The following is a 19,860-nucleotide window of genomic DNA, read 5'->3' on the forward strand; positions in this document are numbered from 1 at the left end:
GCTACCCGCATGCCCGCAAAACTGGAACAATTCATCTCAGATCGGGAGGAATCAACCATGACTGTCACCACCCCCGCCCGCATCCAGCGCCTCCGCACAAAGGGCTGGCGCGCTCCCGAAGGCGCCGTGTACATCGGGCGCGGCAGTAGCGCCTGGGGCAACCCGTGGCGCGTCGGCGACACTCGCGGATGGACCGTTCTCCCCGGCGGTTGGACCGACCGCCGCCCGCACGGGCCGCTCACCGCCGAGGAGGCCGTCGCCAGCTACCGCAACTCCCGCACCCACGACATCGAGTTCCTGCGGGTCATCCGCGAGCGGCTCGCCGGCCGAACCCTGATGTGCTGGTGCCGACCGGGTGCGCCGTGCCACGGGGACTGGCTGCTGGAGGTCGCGAACGGCACCGAGCCGCTGGAGGACCTGGTGGACCGCAGTGCCAAGCCTGAATGCCTGGAGGGCTGATGGACCTCACCACGCCGTCCGGCACCCAGGAGTTCCTGCTCATCTGCCTCGACGGCCGGAAGAAGCGCACCGCCGTCCAGCTCGTGAGGGTGTTGGAGCTGCAGCCCACCTTCGCGGACGCCGTCGACGTCCACGCGCCCGATCTCGCCGCTCTTCGCCGGCAGGTCGAGGAGGCCCGCGCCGCCCAGGCGAAGGCGAAGGCGGCCGCCGACCGAGCCATGAAGGACTACGCGAACGCGTTGGAGTCGTGGATCCGCACCCCGGACGCCGGCGGTGCCCAGTGACGACAGTCCGGCAGATCCTCATCGACCGCATCAAGAACGGCGATGCTGAGGCCGTGGACGCCGCGGTCGATGCCTACCGCTCCGCCATCGTCGCTGAGAGCCGACGGCGGATCATCGAAGCCTCGAAGGCCCAGCTCGACGAGATCGATGAGGACGACCTGTGCCCCAGCGACTGGGAGCGGCACGAGCAGTGGTGCGCCGCCGCCGACGTCCTCAAGCGCGCCGGCGGTGCCCGGTGACTGCCACTCCGCCGCCCACCGTCTGGGTCCGCCAGGAAGGTGAGACACCCGGGGCCCCGATCTATGCGAACGCCCACATCGCCCGCCAGCGCACGAAGGCAGACTGCGCCGCGGCGCTCGACATCAGCCAGGAAGCCCTCATCTGGATTCCTGGCAGGAACGGCGGCTTCGAGCTGTACGAAGGCGGCGAGGCCACCGACTGGTCCATCTGGCCCACTACCGTCATCACCGAGGAGAGCTGACCATGCGGATTCCGATCGCTGTCACACCCGGATTGCGGTGGCGGTCCCGCACGCCCACCCGTAGCGGCCACATCGACCCGCCCAACTGGCGCCCCATGTCCGAGGTCCGCATCGGCAACGGCCCCAGCACCGTCGAAGGCCGCATCCAGGAAGCCGAGTACGACCGGCGCCGGCGCGAGCACAACGTCCACCTGCAGCCCGGCATGCTCGTCGTCCTCAACCGGGCCCCGTACCGGGTCGTCGAGATCCGTGAGCGGCCGGACGACCTGTGGCCCGAGCGGTTCGAGGAACTCTGGACGAAGGCGCTGGCCGACTGGCGCCGGCACGGCCGGGGTGAGGAGCCGCAGCGCGCAACGTGGCGGGACCGGCCGGTGAACGTCGTCGTGGCGCCGGACGGCGGCGGCCCGCGGGAGCACCGCATCGGGCGGGCGTCCTACGAGTGGGCCGTCCTGCCGGAGCATTACGCGGTGTGCCGGTCGTGTGGTGAGCTGCCGCCGTGTCGGGAGGAGGAGCTGGATCGGGAGGTGGGGGCGCAGCTGGCGGTGTCGGAGCGCCTGATGGCGATTCCGGCGGGGAACTGCATGGGCTGCGGGGAGGGGATCAGTCACCGGCAGAAGTCGGAGCGGTTCCCGGGGCCGAACTTGTGGCGGCCGGATCTTCCGGAGGGGACGGCCCGGTTCCACGCCCGGGGGGAGTGCGCCCACTGGGTGGACCGGTACCGGGAGCAGTGGAAGGCCCAGAAGGTCCCCGTAGCGGCCGAACAGGCCGCGTTGGACCTGGGGGAGGGGGAGGTGCTGTGAGGCCGTTCTCGCCCCCTCCTGAGGGCATCTGCGGCACGTGTGAGCAGACCCTGCCGATCCGCAAAGACGGGTGCCTGAAACTCCATCACGCCCCGTTCGACCCCATGGCGACGTTCTACAGCGACGGCTGCCCCGGCTCCAACCAGCCGCCGGCCATCCGCCTCGACATGACGTTCGCCCGCTGGCTCCACGCCCACGCCGCCCGCCGCGACTACCGCGACAATCCGGTCACGTTCCTCGCCCAGTGGATGTTCCGGCCCTGCTCCCGTACCCGGAAGGCGCCGGCCGACGTGACCTGGTCCAGCCCTGAGGAGCTGCACCTGCAGTTCCACGACGCCGGCGGTGAGTGCGGCTGGCAGTGCCGGTACATCGAACAGGCCGCCAAGGCGTTCGCCGAGTACGACGACGCCCGCCGCGCGGCGTGAACGCAGAAACGCCCCCGCCTGGCTGGCGAGGGCGTTCCTGTGGTGCACGCGGTCCGGTCGCCAGCCGCGGGGCGTCCCCAGGCGGTTCGGTCACGGTAAGCGTATCGGGGCTGGTGGGGAAGGGTCAGGGGCCGTCGTGTTCGGCGGGTGACTCCTCGCTCTGCTGTGGCTTCGCCTTGGCGCGCCGGCCGGTGACGCGGCCCTCCGCGAAGGCGTCGCCGAGCTGTGCGAGGCCTGCCACGGGCACGGATCGGTCGAGGCATATCCGGGACAGCGTGCCGAGGCGGAGGCGTGGCGGCCGACGTATCCGCCCGCGGGGGACGGCTGGCAGCTGTGGGAGACCGTGACCGAGGGCTCCCCGGAGAGCCCTGTGTTCGCGACCGCTGACGCTTTGGCCGCGTGGATGTCCGACCCGGCCCGCGGTACTGACTGGGTTCCTGGGCACGTCGCCGCCAGGTTCATTGAGGTCGGATGGGCTCCGACCGCGGCGTCCTCGGCCGGCACCGGGATGGTGCCAGGCGTCGAGTACATCGGAGCTCAGGAACAGCAGTGACCCCGCCCGGCTTCCAGGGCGCAGCGGCCTGACCGAGGAGACACCGTGCCCATACGTCCGGAGAACCGCGACCGTTACCCGCGCAACTGGCCCGCCATCAGCCTCGACATTCGCACCAACCGGGCTGGCGGCCGCTGTGAGTGCCTCGGCGAGTGCGGCCGGGGGACCCACGACGGCCGCTGCCCGAACATCAACGGGGAGCCCGCGTACGGCACCGGCTCGAAGGTGGTCCTCACCGTCGCCCACCTTGATCACATTCCTGAGCACAGCGATCCCAGCAATCTCCGCGCTATGTGCAACGGCACCCATTTGCACTACGACCGCGACCACCACCGGCAGACCGCCGCCGCTACCCGCCGAGCCGCCATCGAGGCCGCTGGCCAGCTCACCATCGACCTCACAACGGAGCCACAGTGACCCTCCCGCTCCTTCTCATCGACATCGACGGGCCCCTCAACCCGTACGCCGCCAAACTCACCCGCCGCCCCGACGGCTACACCACCCACCGCATGCGCCCCGACAGCTGGGTCTCCCGGCACGTCAACCCACGCCACGCCAAGCCGCTGCGAGTGTGGCTCAACCACCAGCACGGAGCCCTGCTGCAGGCGCTCCCGTATGAACTCGCCTGGTGCACCACCTGGCAAGCTGAAGCCAACGAATGGATCGCACCGCACCTCGGGCTGCCTGAGCTGCCGTTCGTGCCGTTCGAGGAGCTGTGGGCCACCCGCCCTGACGACACCTACTTCAAGACGTGGGACGTCGTCAGGTGGGCCCAGGGGCGGCCGTTCGCGTGGATTGACGACGAGATCGGCGAGAAGGACCGCGAGTACGTCGCTGGGGTCCACGACGCGTCGGCGCTACTGCACCACGTCGATCCGCGTGTCGGGCTCACCGCCGAGGACTTCCAGGTCCTCGCGGACTGGGCCGCCAGCTTGCCCTGTGTGGTGTGTGACGGCACCGGCGGCGACCACCAGATCGGATGCAACAACGAGGCGCAGCCGTGACCGCCTGGCCGTTCGGCGACGACGCCGACCGCAACGACGGACGCCCCCGCCGGCCCAACCCGTGCAATGAGTGCGGCGCCGACGCTCGCTGGTACGTCGCCGGAACCGTCGGCCGACCCGCGCACTCCCGGGCACACGGCAACTACTGCGGTGCCTGCGGCCACCTACGGCTGAGCTGCGTCCGGCCGCCCGCGGCCGGCTCGTGGAAGCCGATCGTCGAGACCATCGAGCCGGCCCCCGCCGGGCCTTGACCGAAGGAGGACCCAGCGTGTTCAACAAGGACGACAAAGTCGAGATCAAGTCCTGTGTCGACGATCCCCGCGCCGCCGGCCGCACCGGCTACATCGTCGACGAGAAGCCACCCGGACCTCTTACGCAAGGCCGGTGGACCGTCAACGGCATCGGCTTCTGGATCGCCCCGGTCCTCTGCCACGCCAGCGAGCTGCGCGTCATCAAACCGGCCGCGCGTTAGCTGAAACGCCGAAGACAACCGCGCCCCACTCCGGGTGATCCGGAGTGGGGCGTTGTCGTGGGGAGGACTGTCTCGGAGCGTACGCCCGTGAGGCTGCTCGGACAAGGCATCGCGCGGTGAATCTGCAGGTCAGGCTGGACGTGACTGCGCCCTGCCGCTCTTGGGAAGCGGCAGGGCGCAGCGATGCACGGCAGTCCGAGACCACCGCCAGGGCCTGAACGCCCAACAGCCGGGTGCCCAGGTGCCACCCCTCGTGGCGGGGAACGCTACGCCTGCGGAACGCGGTCGTCCAGATGTTGCGCAGCGGACTTCCATGCCACTTCCTCCGGCTGTAGCCGGCAGTCCCGCCACACCGCGAACCACCGACGCCACTCCCGCAACTGCGCCCCACGGTCGAACCACGTCCCGCCCTCCATCGGCGGCCCGCACTCCTCCACCACAACCCTCGGCTCGGCATTGCACGCCGGCCGTTCCCGCCAGATCGCCGCGTGCTCCGTTTTCATCGACCTGGGGAACCCGTATGGCAGCCACTCGACGTCGATCCGCACAACCGCGGGCCACCAGCCGAACCACTTCGCGTGCTCCCGGAACCGGCGCTTCGGGTCGAGGCTGGTGCCGATGTACAGCAGCCAGCCGTCCTCGTCGAAGCAGCGGTACAGGGCCGTCGGGCCGGTGGCACGCGTCTCGCGACGGAGGTCGAGCTTCACGTTCCAGCAGGGGCGGCAGCGTCCGCCCGGCCACAGACCTGGCCAGTGCCGGCCGCAGTCGCGGCAGGGGCCAGGCCCGCCACTCCCGATGTCAACGGAGTCCATTCGGTCACTGTCCCACCCGGGACTGACGCCGCCCGGGCGGCTGTGCCCGGTCGAAGGCCATACGGGAACAAGAGCCCTGCCGTATCCGACGGCAGGGCTCCTGCGGCGTTCAGCTCCCGGAGGACTGGTTCGGTATTTGGCGCCAGCCGTGAGCAGCTGCGCCCGCGTGCAGCCAGTCGACGATGAAGTCGCCGAACAGGTCCATCGGCCGCTCGCCTTCGGGGAGGCCCAGGATGGCGACGAGCCGGCCGGCCGGGGTGTTGCCGGTGTCGCATTGGAGGCACAGGAGCATGTCGATGCCGTCCCCGAGCGGGAGGCGGGCGGTGAGGGCGGCGGCTTGGCCGCACTGGGGGCAGGTCGGCATGTCGTTGGTTCTGATCACTTGGAAGTCGGCCATGTCGGTCAATGGGGGCTCCTCCCTGGTGGGGGCAGCCAGGATCTGCCCGCGATCATGCGGAGTCAAGGGTTCCGGCAGCGCGATCAAGAATCGAACGTGTGCTCGACTACTCTGGGCGGCATGACCACGCTCCACCCCACCTGGTGCGACCCCACCCACTGCACCGTCCCCAACCAGCAAGCCGGCCTCGGCGCCCGCGGCGGCACCCACCGCTCCAAGCTCGTCCCCCTCAACCTGGAGACCGAGGCCCGCGGCCAGACCGGCCAGGTCTACGCCGGTCTGTCCCAAGCCGCGAAAGCCCGCGCTGGCGTCTTCCTCAAATGGATCATCAACGGGGAGATCGTCGGCCACCTCCCCATCAACGACGCCGAACCCCTCGCCTGGCTCATCGCCGACGCCCTCGCCAACCAACGCGGCGACGACCAACCCGTCGAACACACGAAAGCGCCCGGCCAGTAGGCCGGGCGCAGCAGGCAGGGGCGGTCAGTTAGGCGTCGGCACCTCGAACGCGTGGCAGGGGCTGGAGAACCGCATCACCTCACCGTTCGAGAAGTCCAGCTGGAACAGGTTGGTCCGGCCACACGTCGGGCACTTGCTCCTGCCTTCCAGCGGCTTGCCGTCGGCATCGAAGAAGTTGCGAAGGTACGCGGCACTGACCGGGACATACTCGGGATTGCTCATGGATCCTTTGTAGCGGCACCGAAAATCGCCAGCCAGAGCCCGAACGGGTCACCGAAAATGGCCCGGCCAGCTGGAACGACTCGTGCGCTCACGCAAGAGCACCGGGGTCGTCACGGTGCGGAGCGGCCGGTCAGCAGGTGGCGCTTCCCGGCCGGTAGTCGGCGAGGTCGCGGATCACGTCCACCATCGGCGGGCGCTCGGCGGGGGCCGGCAGGCTGTCTGCGATGAACTGTTGGCGGTCTTCGTCGCTGGCAGCGAGCCACCAGTCGACGAACACCTCAATGTCCTCGGTCACTGCCGGGCTTCGAGTGCCGCGCGGATCCGGTCCGCGGCGTCCTGGTAGCCGTCGGCCAGGCCGCCGTATGCCTCTTGCCGTTCCAGCTCGTCGGCGAGCGCCCGGACGGCGGCGATGCGGGCCTCGGCCTGTTCGGCGCGGTCGAGCAGCTCGCTGTGCTCCCAGACACAGCGGGAAACCTGGCTCCTGTGCACGAGGATGCGCTGGGCGCGCAGGAGGCGTTCGGCCGGGGTGGCGCGGTTCCACTTCCAAATCCACTCTGCGGGGGTAGGCACGAGGCGCTCGTCCTCGTACGGCTCCTCGCCCTCATGGAGAGCGGCAAGGGCGGCCTCGGCCTGTTCGGCGCGCTTCATCTGGTCGTGGCCGAGGCGGGCGAGGTCGTCAACCCAGCGTTCGGCGGCAGCCTCATATGCCTCGCGGCTGCTGCGGCTGGCGGCGGCCCGACGGCAGGCGGACCACCAGGCGGTGCGGGTGCGGATGACGCGGGCTCGGAGCGCGGCGAGCTCCTCGGCCAGGTCGGCGACCTGTCGGCGGCGGTTGCCGAGCTCGTCCTCGGCGGCGCGGAGTTGCTGGGCGAGTTGCTGCTGGTAGGCGCTGGTCATGCGGCGCTCCTGGGGGTGCTGGCGGCGAGCCGGGCGGCGGCTTCGAGGGCGCGCGTGATGCCGGCGGCCCCGCAGTCGAGGTCGAGTTGGCCGGTCTGGTGAGCGAGGACGACGGCGTGGGTGGTGCTGCGGGCGCCGAGCTTGGTGCGAGCGCTCTGGGTGCGGTTGACGACGGCGGCGCGGGTGATGTTCAGGCTGTGGGCGGTCTGGTTGATGGTGCAGCCGTCTGCGGCAAGACGAAGGGTGTCGATCTCAGCTCGGGTGAGGGCCTGCCCGGGGCGGGCGTTGAACGTCATCGGCTGGCCTTCCTCTTGGCGCGCCTGAGAGCCCGGCGGGTGGCGCGGTTGGGGCGGGGGTCGGGCGTGTCGTCAGGGACGACGGTCTCGACGCGGATCACGGTGGGGTCCCAGGTGATGCCGGGCCGCAGGGTGTGCTCGCGGGTCACGGCTGCGGCGCCTCGGGTGTGGCTGCGGCGATTGCGGCCCAGGTCTGGGCTACCGCCAGCAGGATGTGGACATCGTCGGATCGTTTGTCTGCAAGCGAGATGAGACGCGAGACCTCGGGGGTGGAGTAGCCGCCGGGTACGGCCATGAGGCGCCGGGCATCCTCGTGGGCCTGGGTGGAGTCCTCCAAGGCTTTTTCGGCGCCGTGGGCCCACTCGGCTGCCCGGGCAAGAGCTTCGGCGCGGGTCACGGCTGCGGCTCCTCACAGTTGGTGGTCCGCCGGGTGCCGGGGACGGTGAAGTAGCGGACGGTGTAGCCGGTGCGGACGTAGAGGACGGCGTCCTGGTAGCGGTTGGCGGGGATGACGGCGATGCTGTCGGGCTGCGGCGTACGGGCGATCTTGCGCATGGTGGTGATGCGGTGCAGCCACCAGATGCTGAGGGGGCTGGCGGGTCCGCAGGTGGCGAGGACGTACAGGGTGGTGTTCATGTGCGTCTCCGGGGGTGGAGTGCGAGGAGGGCTGCCGCGAGGCCGGCGCCGAGAAGGGCGCCGGCCAGGACCAGCAGCGGGTCGAGGGTCACGCGGTGGGTGCGCAGCATTCGGCGCGCCAGCCGGTGGGGATGTCCATGCGGATCGCGGTACCGGGCTCGAAGCGCTCGCCGCAGTGCTCGCAGGTGCCGGGCCACTGGGCGGCGATCCAGCCTCGGCCGGTGGCGAGAAGCCGGGCCCGGTCGCGGGCGGCTTCCTGGTCGGGGTCGGTGTGGCGGAGGCAGTGGGCGCACATGTCGGTGGGCAGGTCGGTGAGATCGCAGCGGGCCATCACTGGCCGCCGTCCTGGCCGAGCACCGCGCGGGCGACGTCGAGGGCGTGCTGGTCGACGTGGTTGGCGATCCACCGGTCGCGGTCGGCAATGTCATCGGCGTCGGGGTTGGGCCACACCCGGTGCGCGGACTCCACCTTCGCGGCCTCGCGGGTCGCGGCGTCCTTCAGCCACTCGGCGAGCGTCCAGGCGATGTTAGAGTCCGCGATCTCGGGGGCGCCGTTGATGAGGCGCTGGGCTGCGGCGGTGAGCAGGTCGGCGGGCTGGTCGGTCACTGGGCGGTCCCGTTCTGTGCGTCGATAATCTGGGCAGCGTGCTCGGCATCGCGAGCGCCGAGCTTCCGGCAGGCACTGGCCCGGGCGTTCCGAACTGCACCTGCGCTACAACCCAGAAGCTGGACAATGTCGCGGGTGGCATGGCCCTGATGTGTGTAGAACAGGACTTCGGCCTCGCGACCGGTCAAATTCGCAGGGAACCCGGGGGGCCGGGAATGGGCCGATGCCCGCTCCCAAGCTCGGCGGACGTTGACCTGGATCGTCACGGCCTCCAGGTGCTCAGGGTTGAAGCAGTGGCGAACTGAACAGAGGTGGTCGAGGACCAGGTCATCCGGTATGGGGCCCACGAACTCGGCGTAACTGGCCCGGTGTACGCGGACGGTCTTGCCTTTCGCGTCCCGAATCTGGCCGTAGCCGCCGGCATTGATGTTTCCGGTCCACAACCAGCAGCCGTTCGAGTCCTTTTCGACTCTGTCGAGCAGCCGGTCGCGTAGGGGGCGTGGGAATCGGTGTGAGGGCGAGCTGAAGGTGCCTGCAGCCTTTTGCGCTCGGAGATAAGCGCGGTAGCAAGGCTCACAGCGCTGTCGGCGAAGCCTGCCCGGAGACTCCTTGCCACAGTTGCTGCACGTCCCGCGTGATTCCTGAATCATCCGCTCTCCGTTCCAGTTGGCGGGGTGGTGGGGCCGCCCGCGGGTTGCGGGCGGCGTCGGGCGTCAGGGCGTCAGGCGGCCGCAGCGGTCTTGCGCTCGGCTTTGTGCGTGGCAATCGCGGCGCGGCAGGGCGGGCAGGTGGCGGTGCCCATGCGCAGGTGGGCCCAGTAGCCGGGCGGGGTGCCGCAGGATCCGGTCCAGTCCGGGGCGGTCTCGGGGTTGTCGATCTCGTCCTCGTCCCACGCACCGGGCGGGGCCCAGCTGTTGGACGCGGCGCACGCGCGGGCCCGGGACATGGCCTCGGGGTCGGCGCCGCGGGTGGCCGGGTCGGTCAGCCACAGCTCGTCGTACAGGTCGCGTACGGCGCGCGCCGTGTACGCCTGGACGCGGGCGCGTCGCAGGAGCGAAGACAGGTTGGCGCGGGTCCGGCCGAGACGGTCGGCCAGGTAGGCGTACGGCCAGCCGGCCGCGATGAGGGCCTGCAGTCGGCGGGTGGTGCCGGTGGCGTCGATGACGGCGGCGGGGGCGTAGTCGTCGAGGGCGGGGCGGGTTCGGAGGATGGCTCGGGCGGTGGCGGGGCGGATCTTCGGTCGGCCGTGGAGGATCTTCTGGAGGCTGGCGCGGTCGACGCTGCTGATGTCCTGGATCCGGCGGAGACCGAGCCCTTGTGCCCTGAGCTGCTGGAGGTGGGTGCGGGCGGGTGCGGCGTCGACGTAGGGCTGCCATCGGCCGGCGGCCTTGAGGGTGTCGATGCGTACCTGGTACTGGTGGCGGGCCCAGGCGCAGGTGTAGCAGCGGCAGCCGTCGGTGACGTAGCGGGTGAATCCGTGCGGCCGGTCGACCATGGCGCTCACTCCCCTTCGGGGTCGACCAGCAGCAGGCCGAGGGCCTCGCGGTGTTCGTCGTCGAGGATGAGGGCGACGGGCTGGCCGTCTTCGGTGAGGCAGCAGACGATGGTGTCGTCGCCGGTGTGGCCGGGGTGGATGACGGTGCGGTCCCAGCGGATGGTGATCGGGTCCATGGCGGGTCCTCAGCTGGTCGTGGTGCGGGCGGCGGCGCGCTGCTGGCGCTCGTAGCGCAGGTCGAGCAGTTCCTCGCAGAGCTGGTCGAACCGGTCCCGGGCGCGGTTCAAGGCCTTGCGGGCGTCCTGGATGTCGGCGCGGAGGCGGCGCTCTCGCTCGTCGAGGTCGGTGTCGTCGGGCGGGGTGGCGATCACCGGTCGCCCCCGGCGGCGTTGAGGCGGGCCTGCACCTCGGCGATGGTGTCGAGGTGCCACAGCGGGCCGACGACGGTGCTGGCGATCTCGGCCGCTTCGGCGAGCACCTCGTCCCGATAGGCGTCGAGGGCGGCGGTGACGGTGTCGGCGCGGTAGGCGTCGAGGAGGTTGACCAGTCGGTCTCGGGCGGTGGCCATGTGGGTCTCCGTGGTGGGTGGGTGGGGGCGGCCGGTGGGTGCCGGCCGCCCCGGGGTGGTGGTCAGTCCTCGGACTCGTCGTCGTGCTCGTAGGTGGTGACCCAGACGGTCACGCCGTCGATCTCGGCGATGGCGCGGTGCTGGGCGGACAGGAGGTAGCCCTGGTCCACGGTCACGTCGGTGTTCACGGCGCGGGCCCAGTCGGCGATGGCGTCGGTGGCGCCATCGACCAGGACCAGCTCCAGGAGGGGCGCGGCGCTGCCGGTGCCGTCGGTGCCGCAGGCGTGGATCAGCTCGATCGGCAGCGTGGGGTGTTGGGTGAGGATCTGTTCGGCGACGTGGGCGGCGGTGAGGGAGCGTTCGGCGTCGGCGAGGAGGTTGCCGGGGGTGGTGGCGGTGGCCATGGCTGGTCTCCTGGTGGTCGTGGCGGCCCGTGGCGGCCCGTTGGGGCGCCGGGTGGTCCGGTGCGGGCCTGCGGGGCCGTCAGGCGGGCGTCTGCGGGCCGTGCGCGGCCGTCAGAGCTTGGCGAGGATGATCCGGCCGAGCTGGGTGAGGAAGCGCTCGCGGTCCGCGTCCGGCATGTCCTCGGCGAAGGCGAAGTGCAGCCGGACGAACGGAGCGTCGTCGGCGTCGAGGGTGAGGGCACCGTCGTAGGGGGTGAGGCTGGCGTCGGCCATGTCGGCGGCCCAGCCGGTGAGGGTGGGCGTCTGCGGGCCGCTGGGGGCGGGCTGGCGGAGCATCTGCTGGATGTCGGCGATGGCGTCGTCGCGGCCGGTGGTCTGCTGGTAGGCCTCGGGGTCCATCCGCTCCAGCTCCTCGTCGGTGGCGGTGGGCAGCGCAAGGACGGCGCCGATGGCGGCCTCCAGTTCCCGGACCCGGGCGAGCAGCGCGGGCACGTCCTCACGGGCGGCGGCGATGAACTCGGCGTCCGGGTGCTCGATACCGACGATGTCCTTGCGGTAGATGTCCTTCGACCAGGCGGCAACCTCGTAGGTGACCATCTCGTTGGCGGGGTACATGAGGTGGTCGCGAGCGAAGCGGGGCCGGGCGCCCTGCATGCCCCAGCGCTTGAAGTCCATGACGGTCAGGCCGCCGTGGTGAGGGGTCTGGAGGCGAAGGTGGCGGGCCTCGGTGTTGCCACGCCACCGCCATGGGCCGGGGGTGGCGGCGTCGCAGCGGGCCTGGATGGCGTCGAGGTCGAGGGGCTGGTTCACCACTGGTCTCCGTTCTCGTCCTGGTGCAGGTCCCAGTTGTTGGCGGCATCGCGGCCCTCGTGGCCGGCCGGGTACCAGCACTGGCGGTCGGGGTGCTCGGGGTTGGTGGCGGGACAACGCCAATCGGCGGTGGGCTGGGGCTCGGTCATGGCTCAGGCCTCCTGGGCGGCGGGGTGGTTGGTGAGGGCCTGGGCGAGTTCGTAGCGGGCGCCAAGGGCCTCGGTGCCGGGGTCGCGGCTGTCGGCGATGAGGTCGTCGAGGGCGTCCAGGGCTCGGCGGGCGGCCTCGACGAGGCGGCTGTGCGGCAGATAGAGCGGCTGGGCGCTGGGGCACTGGAAGTCGCGCAGCTCGGCGGGCAGGTGGGCCGGCTTGTAGTCCTGGTAGGTGAAGTTGAGGTCGTGGGCGACCTCGGGTCGCTTGACGATTCGCCAGCCCTCGCCGATGACGCATTCCAGCAGGTAGTGCGGGTGCTTGTCGGGGTCGAGGTGGCGGTGGTCGCAGTAGTACGCCACGGGCTGGGGCTGGGTGCTCATCGGGTGGTCTCCTCGGTGGTCAGGCGCGGTAGCGCGTGTACGGGGTGGCGTGCTCGGCGTCGGCAGGGCACTCGTCCATGACCCACTCCCAGTCCGGGTCCTCGTCCGTCCCCGGAGCCGGCGTGCGGAACTGGCCCCATCCGGTGGTGATCTGGGCGATGGCGTCGCTGGCGCAGGCGGACCGGCAGTCCGCAAGGTTGGCCAGGCCCCACTCGATTCGTGCGTGGCGGTTGAACGCTGCCAAGGCGTGGCGTGGGTCGTGGTGGCCGAACGCCAGCAGGTCGCCGTCCTCACCGATCGCGGTGACGTCGATGCCGTAGTGCGTGGCTTCGGGCACAGGTGCCACGTGGGTGCTCATCGGCTGGTCTCCTGCATGAGTCGCTGGGTAAGGTCGGCGGCCTGGCTGGGGGTGATCGGGTAGGTGACGGTGTGGCCGGTGGCGAGGTCCCGGATGGTGATCTCGTGGCTGAGGGTTCCGTGACTGCCAGAGGTGCGGGCCGCGGCCTGCTCCCAGGCGGACAGTGCGGCGGTCAGGGTGCTCATCGGAAGGTCTCCTCAGGCGGCGGGTTGGGTGGTGAACTTGGCTGCGGCGTACGCGGTCAACGCGTCCACGTCGATGCGAGCTCGGCCGCCGGGATCACGTCGGCGAGAGCACCCAGAAGGCGGTGCGCCCACCAGGCGTTCACGGACGCGTCGGCGTAGGCGCCGGTCGTCCCGCGCGGACCGCGGGCGATGCCCACGGCATGAGCGATGGTCTGACGAAGGAAGATCTCGTGGCGGGTGCGGGTGGCGTCAGTGACTGACTGGGTGTTCATCAGATCTCCTCAGGGGTAAATGGCGCGGGGGGAGCCAGCTGGCGAGGGCTTCAAGCCGTGCGGCGAGCTGCAGACCGCCGACGGCGATCCGCTCGATATGCCTCAGCACAGGCCCCGCATGCGCCCTCACCGCGGTAGCGGTGAGCGTCAGCGCCGCCGGGTGTTCCATGCTTGATGGGGCGCAGCCGAGTGTGCGGACGTGTCCGCAACTGCCGGCCGTACTCGCGGTTCGCGGTGGTGCAGTCCTCGCACGGCTTTTCGCCGTGGTCGAGATGCCGGTGGTAGGCGGCCTGTGTTCCGCAGGGCTTCAACTCGCGGGGGAGGTTCAGGCCGCACGCGGCGAGGAGAAGTTCGATCTCGGAGTCGGACGGATTCGGGTTCACGATGCAGCTCCTCGCGGGGTCAGTCGCGGACAAGCAGGACCAGGCCGGGGCTGAGGGCTAGGCGGCGGGGTGGGTGGTCAGGTGCATGAGCCAGGGGTCGCAGTCGAGGGGTTCGGCGGTACGGGCCGGCACGTCCAAGGCCCGGGCGAGCTGGGCCTCGGCGGCGATCCGGGCGACGAAGGCCTCCCGGTATCCGCGGCTCCCCCAGACGGCGGTCCTCTCGGCGGCCGCAGCTCCGTCTCGCGTCTCCAGCAGGGCCTGGATCTGGTGGGGCCAGCCGATCTGCTGACCGGGGGTGCAGAAGTGGACGATTCCGACGGCCAGGATCGTGGCGGCGTCGTAGACGGGGCGGCTGTTCATAAGGGGGCTCCCTACGCGGCGAGGGTGAGGCGGGCGAACAGCTCGGCGGCTTTGTTGGTCTTCGGTCGCCGGATCAGGCGGGGATGACCCATGCACGGCGGTAGTCGTAGATGCCGAGGGCCGTGGCGATGCGAGTCTCCGCGCTGTGGCGCTTGTGACGGGCCCAGCACCACTCGTCGGAGCCGAACTCGGCGGCGAGGGTGGCGTGGTGCCATTCGTCGCGAAGGTCGAGGTCGGACTGGATGTCGTGGTCCCAGCCGCCGGTGGGCCCGGGGGTGCAGACGTGAACGATGCCGAAGGCGAGGATCTGGGCGGGGGTCACGGGGTTCTCCTTCACCTGGCTGGCGCGAGGGCGGCCGTGCCGGAGGGCGCCGAAGTTGGTTCAGCCGACCTCCGGGACGAGGTGGGCGGTCTTCGGGTAGCAGGCGATGACCTGGTCGAGGATCGGCAGCTGCTCCGGCAGGTAGCCCGGGGTCACCGTCAGCCAGGACCGGTACGCCTTGCGGGGCTTGATGCGGGTCAGCAGGTCGGAGCGGGTGATGCCGGCGTTGGCGAACGCCTTCTTGATGCGGCCGCCGAGGACGGACTTGGTGGAGCGGATGAGCTTCTCGTCGGCGCCGAGGCTGGTCAGGTAGTTGCTGATGGTGGTGAGCCGCGGGTCGTTGAGGTCGAGGTAGTGGACCGTGCGGGCGGCCTGGATGGTGCGGCGGATGGCGGTGATGGTGCGGCGCATGTTGCGCTCCAGCTCAGCTGCTTGGTCCGGCCCGACGCCGTTCCTTGTAGCTACAAAGCTACGCCTCTTGTAGCTACGAAGCAAGGTGGGCGACCAAGATTTTGTAGCTACGACGCTCGGTTCGCCCCATTGCTGCTCGTAGCTACGAACCGCTACCCTGCAGCCATGACCAACGAGACCCCGCCGGACGAACTCGCACCCCGGCAATTCCGCGCCTGGACGAGCGAGTGGAACGCCTTCGAGAGTGCGGCCAAGGCCATCCACCCCAAGGGCCGAAGCCCACGAGCAGCAGTCCTCCGCGACTTCATGCTCTGGTACATGCGCAGGCCCGGAGCCAAGCTGCCGGACCGTCCCGCAGCCGGCCCCTGGTCTGCGCCGCGCGAGGAACACGCTCCGCCCGCCGAGTAGCCCACCAAGCCCCGTCAGCCGCCGGCCTTCTACGCCGAGCGGCCATTCGTGCTGCCCGCTCACTGCAGACCCCAAAAGTCGAACCGCACCCGCCCTGAGTCGTCCCGCGAGAAAAACCCGAAGTCATCCCGCAACGCCTGGTAAAAGGCCCGCTGGACCCGCTCCGGCGGACCGGACGCCTCGGCCGCTGGCAGCACGAGCTTCAGCGGCACCACGCGCACCAGGTGCGGGCGAACGCTTTCCATCAGCGCCGCCGGAAACGACGTCGCCTCGCCGTCGCACGGGCCACCATGAAGCCTCGCGGTCACTACGTCCGGCACGTCGTAGAACCGGTCCAGGTCGCTGGCGCTCATCGCGTGGCCTCGAAACGCCGCACCGGAATCCCCGCAGCCTCCGCCCGCCGCACGCAGTCCTCGGTCCCGCGACTGTTCGGCAGCAGGAAAGCAAGCACGTACCGCGCCCCCGCATCGACCATCGCCTGATTCCGCCGCGGACCAGCCGCCCGACCATGCGCAACCCAATCAGCCGGCCACGCCTCCACCCCCACACCCGCCCGCTGCGCCCACGCCGCCGCCATCGCATCCGCACCCGTCGGACAAGCCCCGTGCACGACCACGATCGGCCTGAACGCCTTGAACGCCACCCCCAGCGCCCACTCCAGCCGCGCCCGATCCGACCACGCCCGCGAACCAGTCACCAGAATTCGAGAGTGCTCGGTCACGGCCGCACCCCCACAGCACCGCAGTGCACACACGAGAACCCCACCGGCGGAGACCCGAAACACGTCCCACACCCCAGCGACGTCTCGCCGCGACCTGCCGCCAGCAGAGCCAGTTCCGGCGCCCAGTCCAACCAGATCAGCAGGCTCAGCAGCAGGTTCGAATCCGGCGCCCCACCACGCCCCATCCGCGTAAACGCACCCGACGTCGTCCCCAACGCCGCAGCCAACCGCCGACGCGACCAACCCAGTTCCATCCGGCGGGCATCCACCAACTCCAGCAGCCGGGCCGCATCCAGCCGGTACGCCGTCACCACAGCACCCCCGCACCCAGCAGGCGAGCCACATGCAGAGTCCGCGGCATCGCCAGGCCCACCACCGGCCGACACCACGTGCCCGCCGCCGCGCCGCACCGCCGACACTCCACGCCCATCGCCGGGTGATGCACCGTCAGCAGGTCCCTCGCGTGGTCGTCCCGCGCCCGCTCCGCAGCATCGGCCGCCCGGCGCAGCTGCGCCCCCGCGTCCGTCAGGCAGGCCTCCAGGTGCTCGATGCCACGGCGCAGCTCCGCCGCTTCGACCGGCGTCAGACGGCGGCGCTCGGCGGCGTCGACAAGCTGCGCCACGCGACCCGCAGTCGGCGGGGGAGCGCTCGTGCGAGTGGGTTCTTCAAGGAGCACGGTGGCTCTGTTCGCCATGATGGCCTCAAATCGGGGAGAGAAGGGGGCGTGTGCGGCCTGCTGGGGTTGGGTTGGGGTGATCGGGCGGGGCGGCTTTCGGGAGAGCCTGAAGGGCCGCCCGGGGGCTTCGATGCCGGAGTTGGCCCCGAAAGAGCCCTTACCGGCGCCACGTCATGACGCTCAGCCAGAGAGCCCGACAGTCACGACGTTCCGTAGGACTCCTCATCCGCGTACGCGTCCGACAGGTACTCCGTCCGCCAGCTGCGCCCGCACCGACCGCACAGCCACTCGGTGCAGATGTGCGTGCCGTCGTCGACACGATGGACAATCCGTGCTGCGGACAGGCAGGACGGGCAGTGCTCGGTGAGGGTCATGAGAGCGCTCCAGTGGGGGAGATGCCGGTGAACGGGTCTGCGTCGATGGGCTTGTACGAGCGCCACGGCCACGAGCCGTCCGCGCCCTGGCACACGAAGGCCGGCCACTGCCGTTCCTCACGAGCGCCACGCCACGGGATGACCCTGCGAGCCCGGTCCTCCTGGGCGGAGCGGGCATCCTCGACCGGGCGCAATCCCATGCCGTACTCGGGCCAGCGCAGCCACAGGCCGGAGCCGACCGGGGCCAGGGGCCGGGGGCCTTGCCCGTTGCCCTTCGCCGCATGCGCTTCCAGGACCATCGCCGAGTCGGCAACGAGCCGCGCCTGGTCGAGGGCGACGGTGACGGCGCGGGCGTGCCGTTCGTCGTTGGGGTCGCCCTCGTGCAACCGGTAGATCGGCCCGACGACGAGCAGGTCGGGCTGGACGGCTTCGACGCGGCGCATCAGCCACGCGCGCCCAGCGGCCCGGGTGAGGTCGACGCCTTCGGGGCGCAGGTCGAAGTGGAACTGGCCGCGGCGTACCGCCATGCCGTGCTGCTCGGCGATCGCAAAGAGCCGGCTGTAGTGGCGGCGGGACTGGCGGACGTTGTTCTCGCAGTCCAGCACCAGGACCTTCTTCGCCCCGTGCTCGGACGGACGGCCGTCGAACGGCAGGATCCCGGCGGCGATGCACACGGCGATCTGCCGCAGCAGCACCGACTTGCCGCCGCCTTCGCCCGCAGTCCAGATGCACCTTTCGCCGCGCTCCATGTAGCCGGGGCTGACCCAGTCGTAGCCGGGGTCGGGGCCGTCAAGGAAGTCGAGCATGTCGACGACGGGGGAGTCCTCGGCGGCGCGGCCGGCGTCGCGGACGGTCCGGGCGAGATCGACGGCGTTCTCGGCGAGGTCTCCGGCATCGGCGTCGGTGTCCGGTATCCAGCCGAGTTGGGCGATGCGCTGCCCGGTTTCGATGAGGGCGCGCCGCTGGGCAAGGTCGCGGATGCGCCAGGCGAGCCACTCGGCGTCGCCGCCGTAGTACGCGGCCTGTGCGCAGGTGGCGAGGTAGACGCTTCCGCCGACTCGGCTGAGTGCGCCTTGGTTCTGGAGCTCGGCGGCGATGGTGTACGGGTCGATGGGCTCGCCGCGGTCGGCGACGGCGTGGATGGCTGCGTGGATCGTCTGGTGTGCGGGCCTGTAGAAGTCGCTGCCGGCGACGGGGTGGTCGCGGAGCATGCGCCGCCCGTTTGATGCGAGGGTGACGCGGCCGAGGTAGGCCTGCTCGGCTTCGAGGTCGTTGGGGCGGGACCGGTCCAGGTCTGCGAGGTCGTCGAGTTCGGCGGGCATGGTGGTCGTCATCAGAAGACCCCCTGGTCTGCGTAGGTCTGGTAGCTGGTGGGTTGCTTGCGCTGCTTCTGGGCTTGGGCGCGGAGCTTGAGTTGGGGGTACTTCTGGCGCAGTTTCGGCATCGAGAGGATGACGCTGCGCCAGAACTCGTCGGCTTGGGACCAGCGGATGGCGCCGAGGGCATCGGCGATGGCAACCCCGTCGGCGTCGATCATGAGCCGGGCTGCGTCTCGCCATCGCTTGGTGATGGTCGGGCGTTTGGTGCCGTTCTCGGCGATCAGGTCCGCGAGGAGCGTGCAAGCCTCTTCCACGTCCGGCCGCTCTTGGCGGGCGGACCGGATGTCGACGACATCCGCGACAGGAAGAGAAGGGGAATGGGGTAGGGGTAGGGGAAAACGCCCGCGCGCGCGCGTTGAGCCTGCCTCCACCCCTTCAAGGAGGGGTTCAGCAACCCCTTCCCCAACCCCTTCGGGAAGGACTGCCGCAGGGGGCTTCGGGTCCGGCTCCCTGAACGCCGCCCGCAGCGCCGCGATGTGCCGAGACACCTCCTGCAGCGGCGACAGACCCTTCCGGCCGGGCTCATCGCTCAGCTCGTCCAGTGGGATCCGCTCCACCTCCGCAAGAAGGGCGGCCCGCAACGGCCTAGACGTGATCTCCAGCGCCCCCGACACCATTGCGCCCATCACCTGCGGCTGCTTCCACACGCCGTCGTTGCGCACGAACGAGCGAACGAGAAGCTCCTCGGTGTCCTCGTCGACCACAACGAACCGGCGTGCCGACAACACCGCGAGCTGCTCCCGCAGGACCGCCGGGCTCAGACCGTGCGCCCGTGAGCTCCAGCGCTTCAGCGTCAGCGGCAGCAGGCCCGCGTGGTTGAGGTTTGGCTGGCTGATGAGGAACAGGTAGAGCCTCTGGATCTCCCCGGGTAGAGCGGTGAAGTCGGGGTCGTCCCAGATGCGGGTGAGAACCCGTCCGTGACCACGTGCCATGTCGGTTTCCGATCAAGATGAGGTAGAGGCGGAGGCGGGCGGCCGACGGGCGCTTCGCTTGTTGAACAGCGGTCGCTCGACGGCGATCGCGGCACGCTCGGCGGCGAGGGCATCAACCTCGGTCGACCAGTGCTCGATGGATACGAAGTCGGCCGCCGGCCACCAAGGGGCCTTCCTGCGGTGCTGTGGCCAGCGTTCGCGAAGCTGACCCGAGATCCCCACGTACAGCAGCCGCTTCCGGGAGTCGAAGAACCGGTAAAGAGCTGTCTCCGGGTAGTAGCCGGGCTCCTCGGCAGGCAATGAGAGACGAGGACCAGGTACCCTCCGGTCGAACGGCCGGACGGGGAAGGCACGTAGCAGCGGCATGAGGTTCTCCGTAAGGTGTTGTTCGGCCCGGGAGGGCCGGATGTGGCTGATGAGGTCTTGCCTTCAGTGGCTTGCCAGGAGTGGCCGTCCGGCTCTCCGG

The 19,860-nt window shown here is 70.5% G+C and carries 45 protein-coding genes; 12 read left to right on the top strand and 33 right to left on the bottom strand.

Features of this window, described 5'->3' with window-relative positions; genetic code table 11:
• Nucleotides 1-57 precede the first annotated feature (57 nt).
• The 10 genes from AB0D10_RS05350 (at nucleotide 58) to AB0D10_RS05395 (ending at nucleotide 4,478) form a co-directional block, all read left to right on the top strand.
• Nucleotides 58-459: a DUF4326 domain-containing protein gene (locus AB0D10_RS05350; RefSeq protein WP_360251594.1), complete on the top strand. Its 402-nt coding sequence runs from the start codon at nucleotides 58-60 to the stop codon at nucleotides 457-459.
• Complete coding sequence (locus AB0D10_RS05355; RefSeq protein WP_360251597.1) at nucleotides 459-743, top strand: hypothetical protein; 285 nt, start codon at nucleotides 459-461, stop codon at nucleotides 741-743. Before AB0D10_RS05350 ends, AB0D10_RS05355 begins: the two co-directional genes overlap by 1 nt.
• Nucleotides 740-982 carry a hypothetical protein gene (locus AB0D10_RS05360; RefSeq protein ID WP_360251600.1) on the top strand — a complete coding sequence of 81 codons (243 nt, stop codon included), beginning with the start codon at nucleotides 740-742 and terminating at the stop codon, nucleotides 980-982. Before AB0D10_RS05355 ends, AB0D10_RS05360 begins: the two co-directional genes overlap by 4 nt.
• On the top strand, nucleotides 979-1,224 hold the full coding sequence (locus tag AB0D10_RS05365) for a hypothetical protein (protein WP_360251603.1): 246 nt from the start codon (nucleotides 979-981) through the stop codon (nucleotides 1,222-1,224). The genes AB0D10_RS05360 and AB0D10_RS05365 overlap by 4 nt, the downstream gene beginning before the upstream one ends.
• Nucleotides 1,225-1,226: 2 nt before the next feature.
• The gene (locus AB0D10_RS05370; protein WP_360251606.1) at nucleotides 1,227-2,024 is read left to right on the top strand and encodes a hypothetical protein; all 798 of its coding nucleotides are present in this window, start codon (nucleotides 1,227-1,229) and stop codon (nucleotides 2,022-2,024) included.
• Between the two features lie 104 nt (nucleotides 2,025-2,128).
• Nucleotides 2,129-2,449, top strand: coding sequence for a hypothetical protein (locus tag AB0D10_RS05375; protein WP_360251609.1), 321 nt, complete (start codon nucleotides 2,129-2,131; stop codon nucleotides 2,447-2,449).
• 598 nt (nucleotides 2,450-3,047) lie between these two features.
• The gene (locus tag AB0D10_RS05380) at nucleotides 3,048-3,419 is read left to right on the top strand and encodes a hypothetical protein (RefSeq protein ID WP_360251612.1); all 372 of its coding nucleotides are present in this window, start codon (nucleotides 3,048-3,050) and stop codon (nucleotides 3,417-3,419) included.
• Entirely contained in the window at nucleotides 3,416-4,006 is a 591-nt protein-coding gene (locus tag AB0D10_RS05385; RefSeq protein ID WP_360251615.1) for a hypothetical protein, read from the top strand. Before AB0D10_RS05380 ends, AB0D10_RS05385 begins: the two co-directional genes overlap by 4 nt.
• On the top strand, nucleotides 4,003-4,257 hold the full coding sequence (locus AB0D10_RS05390; RefSeq protein WP_360251618.1) for a hypothetical protein: 255 nt from the start codon (nucleotides 4,003-4,005) through the stop codon (nucleotides 4,255-4,257). The genes AB0D10_RS05385 and AB0D10_RS05390 overlap by 4 nt, the downstream gene beginning before the upstream one ends.
• A 17-nt stretch (nucleotides 4,258-4,274) precedes the next feature.
• Entirely contained in the window at nucleotides 4,275-4,478 is a 204-nt protein-coding gene (locus AB0D10_RS05395) for a hypothetical protein (protein ID WP_360251621.1), read from the top strand.
• A 266-nt stretch (nucleotides 4,479-4,744) separates the two neighbouring features.
• Here the strand turns inward: AB0D10_RS05395 and AB0D10_RS05400 are convergent, their stop codons facing one another.
• Both AB0D10_RS05400 and AB0D10_RS05405 read right to left on the bottom strand, forming a co-directional pair.
• On the bottom strand, nucleotides 4,745-5,185 hold the full coding sequence (locus AB0D10_RS05400; protein WP_360251624.1) for a GIY-YIG nuclease family protein: 441 nt from the start codon (nucleotides 5,183-5,185) through the stop codon (nucleotides 4,745-4,747).
• 214 nt (nucleotides 5,186-5,399) lie between these two features.
• Nucleotides 5,400-5,687 carry a DUF6300 family protein gene (locus tag AB0D10_RS05405; RefSeq protein WP_360251764.1) on the bottom strand — a complete coding sequence of 96 codons (288 nt, stop codon included), beginning with the start codon at nucleotides 5,685-5,687 and terminating at the stop codon, nucleotides 5,400-5,402.
• Nucleotides 5,688-5,807: 120 nt separating this feature from the next.
• On the opposite strand from AB0D10_RS05405, the gene AB0D10_RS05410 reads away from it, so the two are divergent.
• Nucleotides 5,808-6,146 carry a hypothetical protein gene (locus AB0D10_RS05410; RefSeq protein ID WP_360251627.1) on the top strand — a complete coding sequence of 113 codons (339 nt, stop codon included), beginning with the start codon at nucleotides 5,808-5,810 and terminating at the stop codon, nucleotides 6,144-6,146.
• 24 nt (nucleotides 6,147-6,170) lie between these two features.
• On the opposite strand, the gene AB0D10_RS05415 is transcribed toward AB0D10_RS05410, so the two are convergent.
• The 24 genes from AB0D10_RS05415 to AB0D10_RS05530 all read right to left on the bottom strand — a co-directional run bounded on the left by AB0D10_RS05415 (nucleotide 6,171) and on the right by AB0D10_RS05530 (nucleotide 14,904).
• Complete coding sequence (locus AB0D10_RS05415) at nucleotides 6,171-6,368, bottom strand: hypothetical protein (protein ID WP_360251630.1); 198 nt, start codon at nucleotides 6,366-6,368, stop codon at nucleotides 6,171-6,173.
• Nucleotides 6,369-6,498: 130 nt separating this feature from the next.
• Nucleotides 6,499-6,663: a hypothetical protein gene (locus AB0D10_RS05420; RefSeq protein WP_360251634.1), complete on the bottom strand. Its 165-nt coding sequence runs from the start codon at nucleotides 6,661-6,663 to the stop codon at nucleotides 6,499-6,501.
• Nucleotides 6,660-7,265 carry a hypothetical protein gene (locus tag AB0D10_RS05425; protein ID WP_360251637.1) on the bottom strand — a complete coding sequence of 202 codons (606 nt, stop codon included), beginning with the start codon at nucleotides 7,263-7,265 and terminating at the stop codon, nucleotides 6,660-6,662. Before AB0D10_RS05425 ends, AB0D10_RS05420 begins: the two co-directional genes overlap by 4 nt.
• Nucleotides 7,262-7,561, bottom strand: a complete 300-nt coding sequence (locus AB0D10_RS05430) for a LuxR C-terminal-related transcriptional regulator (protein ID WP_360251640.1) — start codon at nucleotides 7,559-7,561, stop codon at nucleotides 7,262-7,264. Before AB0D10_RS05430 ends, AB0D10_RS05425 begins: the two co-directional genes overlap by 4 nt.
• Nucleotides 7,558-7,710: a hypothetical protein gene (locus AB0D10_RS05435; protein WP_360251643.1), complete on the bottom strand. Its 153-nt coding sequence runs from the start codon at nucleotides 7,708-7,710 to the stop codon at nucleotides 7,558-7,560. The genes AB0D10_RS05430 and AB0D10_RS05435 overlap by 4 nt, the downstream gene beginning before the upstream one ends.
• The gene (locus AB0D10_RS05440) at nucleotides 7,707-7,958 is read right to left on the bottom strand and encodes a hypothetical protein (protein ID WP_360251646.1); all 252 of its coding nucleotides are present in this window, start codon (nucleotides 7,956-7,958) and stop codon (nucleotides 7,707-7,709) included. The genes AB0D10_RS05435 and AB0D10_RS05440 overlap by 4 nt, the downstream gene beginning before the upstream one ends.
• A complete protein-coding gene (locus AB0D10_RS05445; RefSeq protein WP_360251649.1) occupies nucleotides 7,955-8,197 on the bottom strand; it encodes a hypothetical protein in 243 nt (80 codons plus the stop codon). The genes AB0D10_RS05440 and AB0D10_RS05445 overlap by 4 nt, the downstream gene beginning before the upstream one ends.
• 88 nt (nucleotides 8,198-8,285) lie before the next feature.
• Nucleotides 8,286-8,528: a hypothetical protein gene (locus tag AB0D10_RS05450; RefSeq protein WP_360251652.1), complete on the bottom strand. Its 243-nt coding sequence runs from the start codon at nucleotides 8,526-8,528 to the stop codon at nucleotides 8,286-8,288.
• Nucleotides 8,528-8,803, bottom strand: coding sequence for a hypothetical protein (locus AB0D10_RS05455; protein ID WP_360251655.1), 276 nt, complete (start codon nucleotides 8,801-8,803; stop codon nucleotides 8,528-8,530). Before AB0D10_RS05455 ends, AB0D10_RS05450 begins: the two co-directional genes overlap by 1 nt.
• Nucleotides 8,800-9,246, bottom strand: coding sequence for an HNH endonuclease (locus AB0D10_RS05460; RefSeq protein WP_360251657.1), 447 nt, complete (start codon nucleotides 9,244-9,246; stop codon nucleotides 8,800-8,802). The genes AB0D10_RS05455 and AB0D10_RS05460 overlap by 4 nt, the downstream gene beginning before the upstream one ends.
• 278 nt (nucleotides 9,247-9,524) lie before the next feature.
• Complete coding sequence (locus AB0D10_RS05465) at nucleotides 9,525-10,298, bottom strand: hypothetical protein (protein ID WP_360251660.1); 774 nt, start codon at nucleotides 10,296-10,298, stop codon at nucleotides 9,525-9,527.
• A 5-nt stretch (nucleotides 10,299-10,303) separates the two neighbouring features.
• The gene (locus AB0D10_RS05470; protein WP_360251663.1) at nucleotides 10,304-10,474 is read right to left on the bottom strand and encodes a hypothetical protein; all 171 of its coding nucleotides are present in this window, start codon (nucleotides 10,472-10,474) and stop codon (nucleotides 10,304-10,306) included.
• Between the two features lie 9 nt (nucleotides 10,475-10,483).
• Entirely contained in the window at nucleotides 10,484-10,669 is a 186-nt protein-coding gene (locus tag AB0D10_RS05475) for a hypothetical protein (protein ID WP_360251666.1), read from the bottom strand.
• Nucleotides 10,666-10,866 carry a hypothetical protein gene (locus AB0D10_RS05480; RefSeq protein WP_360251668.1) on the bottom strand — a complete coding sequence of 67 codons (201 nt, stop codon included), beginning with the start codon at nucleotides 10,864-10,866 and terminating at the stop codon, nucleotides 10,666-10,668. Before AB0D10_RS05480 ends, AB0D10_RS05475 begins: the two co-directional genes overlap by 4 nt.
• A gap of 62 nt (nucleotides 10,867-10,928) precedes the next feature.
• The gene (locus AB0D10_RS05485) at nucleotides 10,929-11,270 is read right to left on the bottom strand and encodes a hypothetical protein (RefSeq protein ID WP_360251671.1); all 342 of its coding nucleotides are present in this window, start codon (nucleotides 11,268-11,270) and stop codon (nucleotides 10,929-10,931) included.
• Nucleotides 11,271-11,381: 111 nt separating this feature from the next.
• Nucleotides 11,382-12,080 carry a hypothetical protein gene (locus AB0D10_RS05490; RefSeq protein WP_360251673.1) on the bottom strand — a complete coding sequence of 233 codons (699 nt, stop codon included), beginning with the start codon at nucleotides 12,078-12,080 and terminating at the stop codon, nucleotides 11,382-11,384.
• Entirely contained in the window at nucleotides 12,077-12,229 is a 153-nt protein-coding gene (locus AB0D10_RS05495; RefSeq protein ID WP_360251675.1) for a hypothetical protein, read from the bottom strand. Before AB0D10_RS05495 ends, AB0D10_RS05490 begins: the two co-directional genes overlap by 4 nt.
• Before the next feature lie 3 nt (nucleotides 12,230-12,232).
• Nucleotides 12,233-12,613: a hypothetical protein gene (locus tag AB0D10_RS05500; RefSeq protein ID WP_360251677.1), complete on the bottom strand. Its 381-nt coding sequence runs from the start codon at nucleotides 12,611-12,613 to the stop codon at nucleotides 12,233-12,235.
• 19 nt (nucleotides 12,614-12,632) lie between these two features.
• Nucleotides 12,633-12,971: a hypothetical protein gene (locus AB0D10_RS05505; protein WP_360251679.1), complete on the bottom strand. Its 339-nt coding sequence runs from the start codon at nucleotides 12,969-12,971 to the stop codon at nucleotides 12,633-12,635.
• Nucleotides 12,968-13,156, bottom strand: a complete 189-nt coding sequence (locus tag AB0D10_RS05510) for a hypothetical protein (protein ID WP_360251682.1) — start codon at nucleotides 13,154-13,156, stop codon at nucleotides 12,968-12,970. Before AB0D10_RS05510 ends, AB0D10_RS05505 begins: the two co-directional genes overlap by 4 nt.
• A 56-nt stretch (nucleotides 13,157-13,212) precedes the next feature.
• The gene (locus AB0D10_RS05515; protein WP_360251685.1) at nucleotides 13,213-13,428 is read right to left on the bottom strand and encodes a hypothetical protein; all 216 of its coding nucleotides are present in this window, start codon (nucleotides 13,426-13,428) and stop codon (nucleotides 13,213-13,215) included.
• Nucleotides 13,429-13,868: 440 nt separating this feature from the next.
• Entirely contained in the window at nucleotides 13,869-14,171 is a 303-nt protein-coding gene (locus AB0D10_RS05520; RefSeq protein WP_360251688.1) for a hypothetical protein, read from the bottom strand.
• A gap of 73 nt (nucleotides 14,172-14,244) precedes the next feature.
• Nucleotides 14,245-14,493, bottom strand: coding sequence for a hypothetical protein (locus AB0D10_RS05525; protein ID WP_360251691.1), 249 nt, complete (start codon nucleotides 14,491-14,493; stop codon nucleotides 14,245-14,247).
• 60 nt (nucleotides 14,494-14,553) lie between these two features.
• Entirely contained in the window at nucleotides 14,554-14,904 is a 351-nt protein-coding gene (locus AB0D10_RS05530; RefSeq protein ID WP_360251694.1) for a hypothetical protein, read from the bottom strand.
• Between the two features lie 165 nt (nucleotides 14,905-15,069).
• Here AB0D10_RS05530 and AB0D10_RS05535 point away from each other — a divergent pair, with 165 nt between their 5' ends.
• Nucleotides 15,070-15,312, top strand: a complete 243-nt coding sequence (locus tag AB0D10_RS05535) for a hypothetical protein (protein ID WP_360251697.1) — start codon at nucleotides 15,070-15,072, stop codon at nucleotides 15,310-15,312.
• Between the two features lie 59 nt (nucleotides 15,313-15,371).
• Here AB0D10_RS05535 and AB0D10_RS05540 read toward each other — a convergent pair whose 3' ends face one another.
• The 7 genes from AB0D10_RS05540 to AB0D10_RS05570 form a co-directional block, all read right to left on the bottom strand.
• The gene (locus AB0D10_RS05540; RefSeq protein ID WP_360251699.1) at nucleotides 15,372-15,665 is read right to left on the bottom strand and encodes a hypothetical protein; all 294 of its coding nucleotides are present in this window, start codon (nucleotides 15,663-15,665) and stop codon (nucleotides 15,372-15,374) included.
• On the bottom strand, nucleotides 15,662-16,033 hold the full coding sequence (locus tag AB0D10_RS05545) for an SLOG family protein (protein ID WP_360251702.1): 372 nt from the start codon (nucleotides 16,031-16,033) through the stop codon (nucleotides 15,662-15,664). Before AB0D10_RS05545 ends, AB0D10_RS05540 begins: the two co-directional genes overlap by 4 nt.
• A gap of 307 nt (nucleotides 16,034-16,340) precedes the next feature.
• Nucleotides 16,341-16,655: a hypothetical protein gene (locus AB0D10_RS05550; protein ID WP_360251705.1), complete on the bottom strand. Its 315-nt coding sequence runs from the start codon at nucleotides 16,653-16,655 to the stop codon at nucleotides 16,341-16,343.
• A 254-nt stretch (nucleotides 16,656-16,909) separates the two neighbouring features.
• Entirely contained in the window at nucleotides 16,910-17,083 is a 174-nt protein-coding gene (locus tag AB0D10_RS05555; protein ID WP_360251708.1) for a hypothetical protein, read from the bottom strand.
• Nucleotides 17,080-18,417, bottom strand: a complete 1,338-nt coding sequence (locus AB0D10_RS05560; protein ID WP_360251711.1) for an AAA family ATPase — start codon at nucleotides 18,415-18,417, stop codon at nucleotides 17,080-17,082. Before AB0D10_RS05560 ends, AB0D10_RS05555 begins: the two co-directional genes overlap by 4 nt.
• Nucleotides 18,417-19,394 (bottom strand): hypothetical protein, encoded by a 978-nt coding sequence (locus AB0D10_RS05565; protein WP_360251714.1) that lies wholly within the window; start codon nucleotides 19,392-19,394, stop codon nucleotides 18,417-18,419. Before AB0D10_RS05565 ends, AB0D10_RS05560 begins: the two co-directional genes overlap by 1 nt.
• 12 nt (nucleotides 19,395-19,406) lie before the next feature.
• Nucleotides 19,407-19,760: a GIY-YIG nuclease family protein gene (locus tag AB0D10_RS05570; RefSeq protein WP_360251717.1), complete on the bottom strand. Its 354-nt coding sequence runs from the start codon at nucleotides 19,758-19,760 to the stop codon at nucleotides 19,407-19,409.
• Nucleotides 19,761-19,860 lie beyond the last annotated feature (100 nt).

It is taken from the genome of Kitasatospora sp. NPDC048545 (genome assembly GCF_040651155.1).
In the GTDB taxonomy this organism is placed as follows: Bacteria; Actinomycetota; Actinomycetes; order Streptomycetales; family Streptomycetaceae; genus Kitasatospora.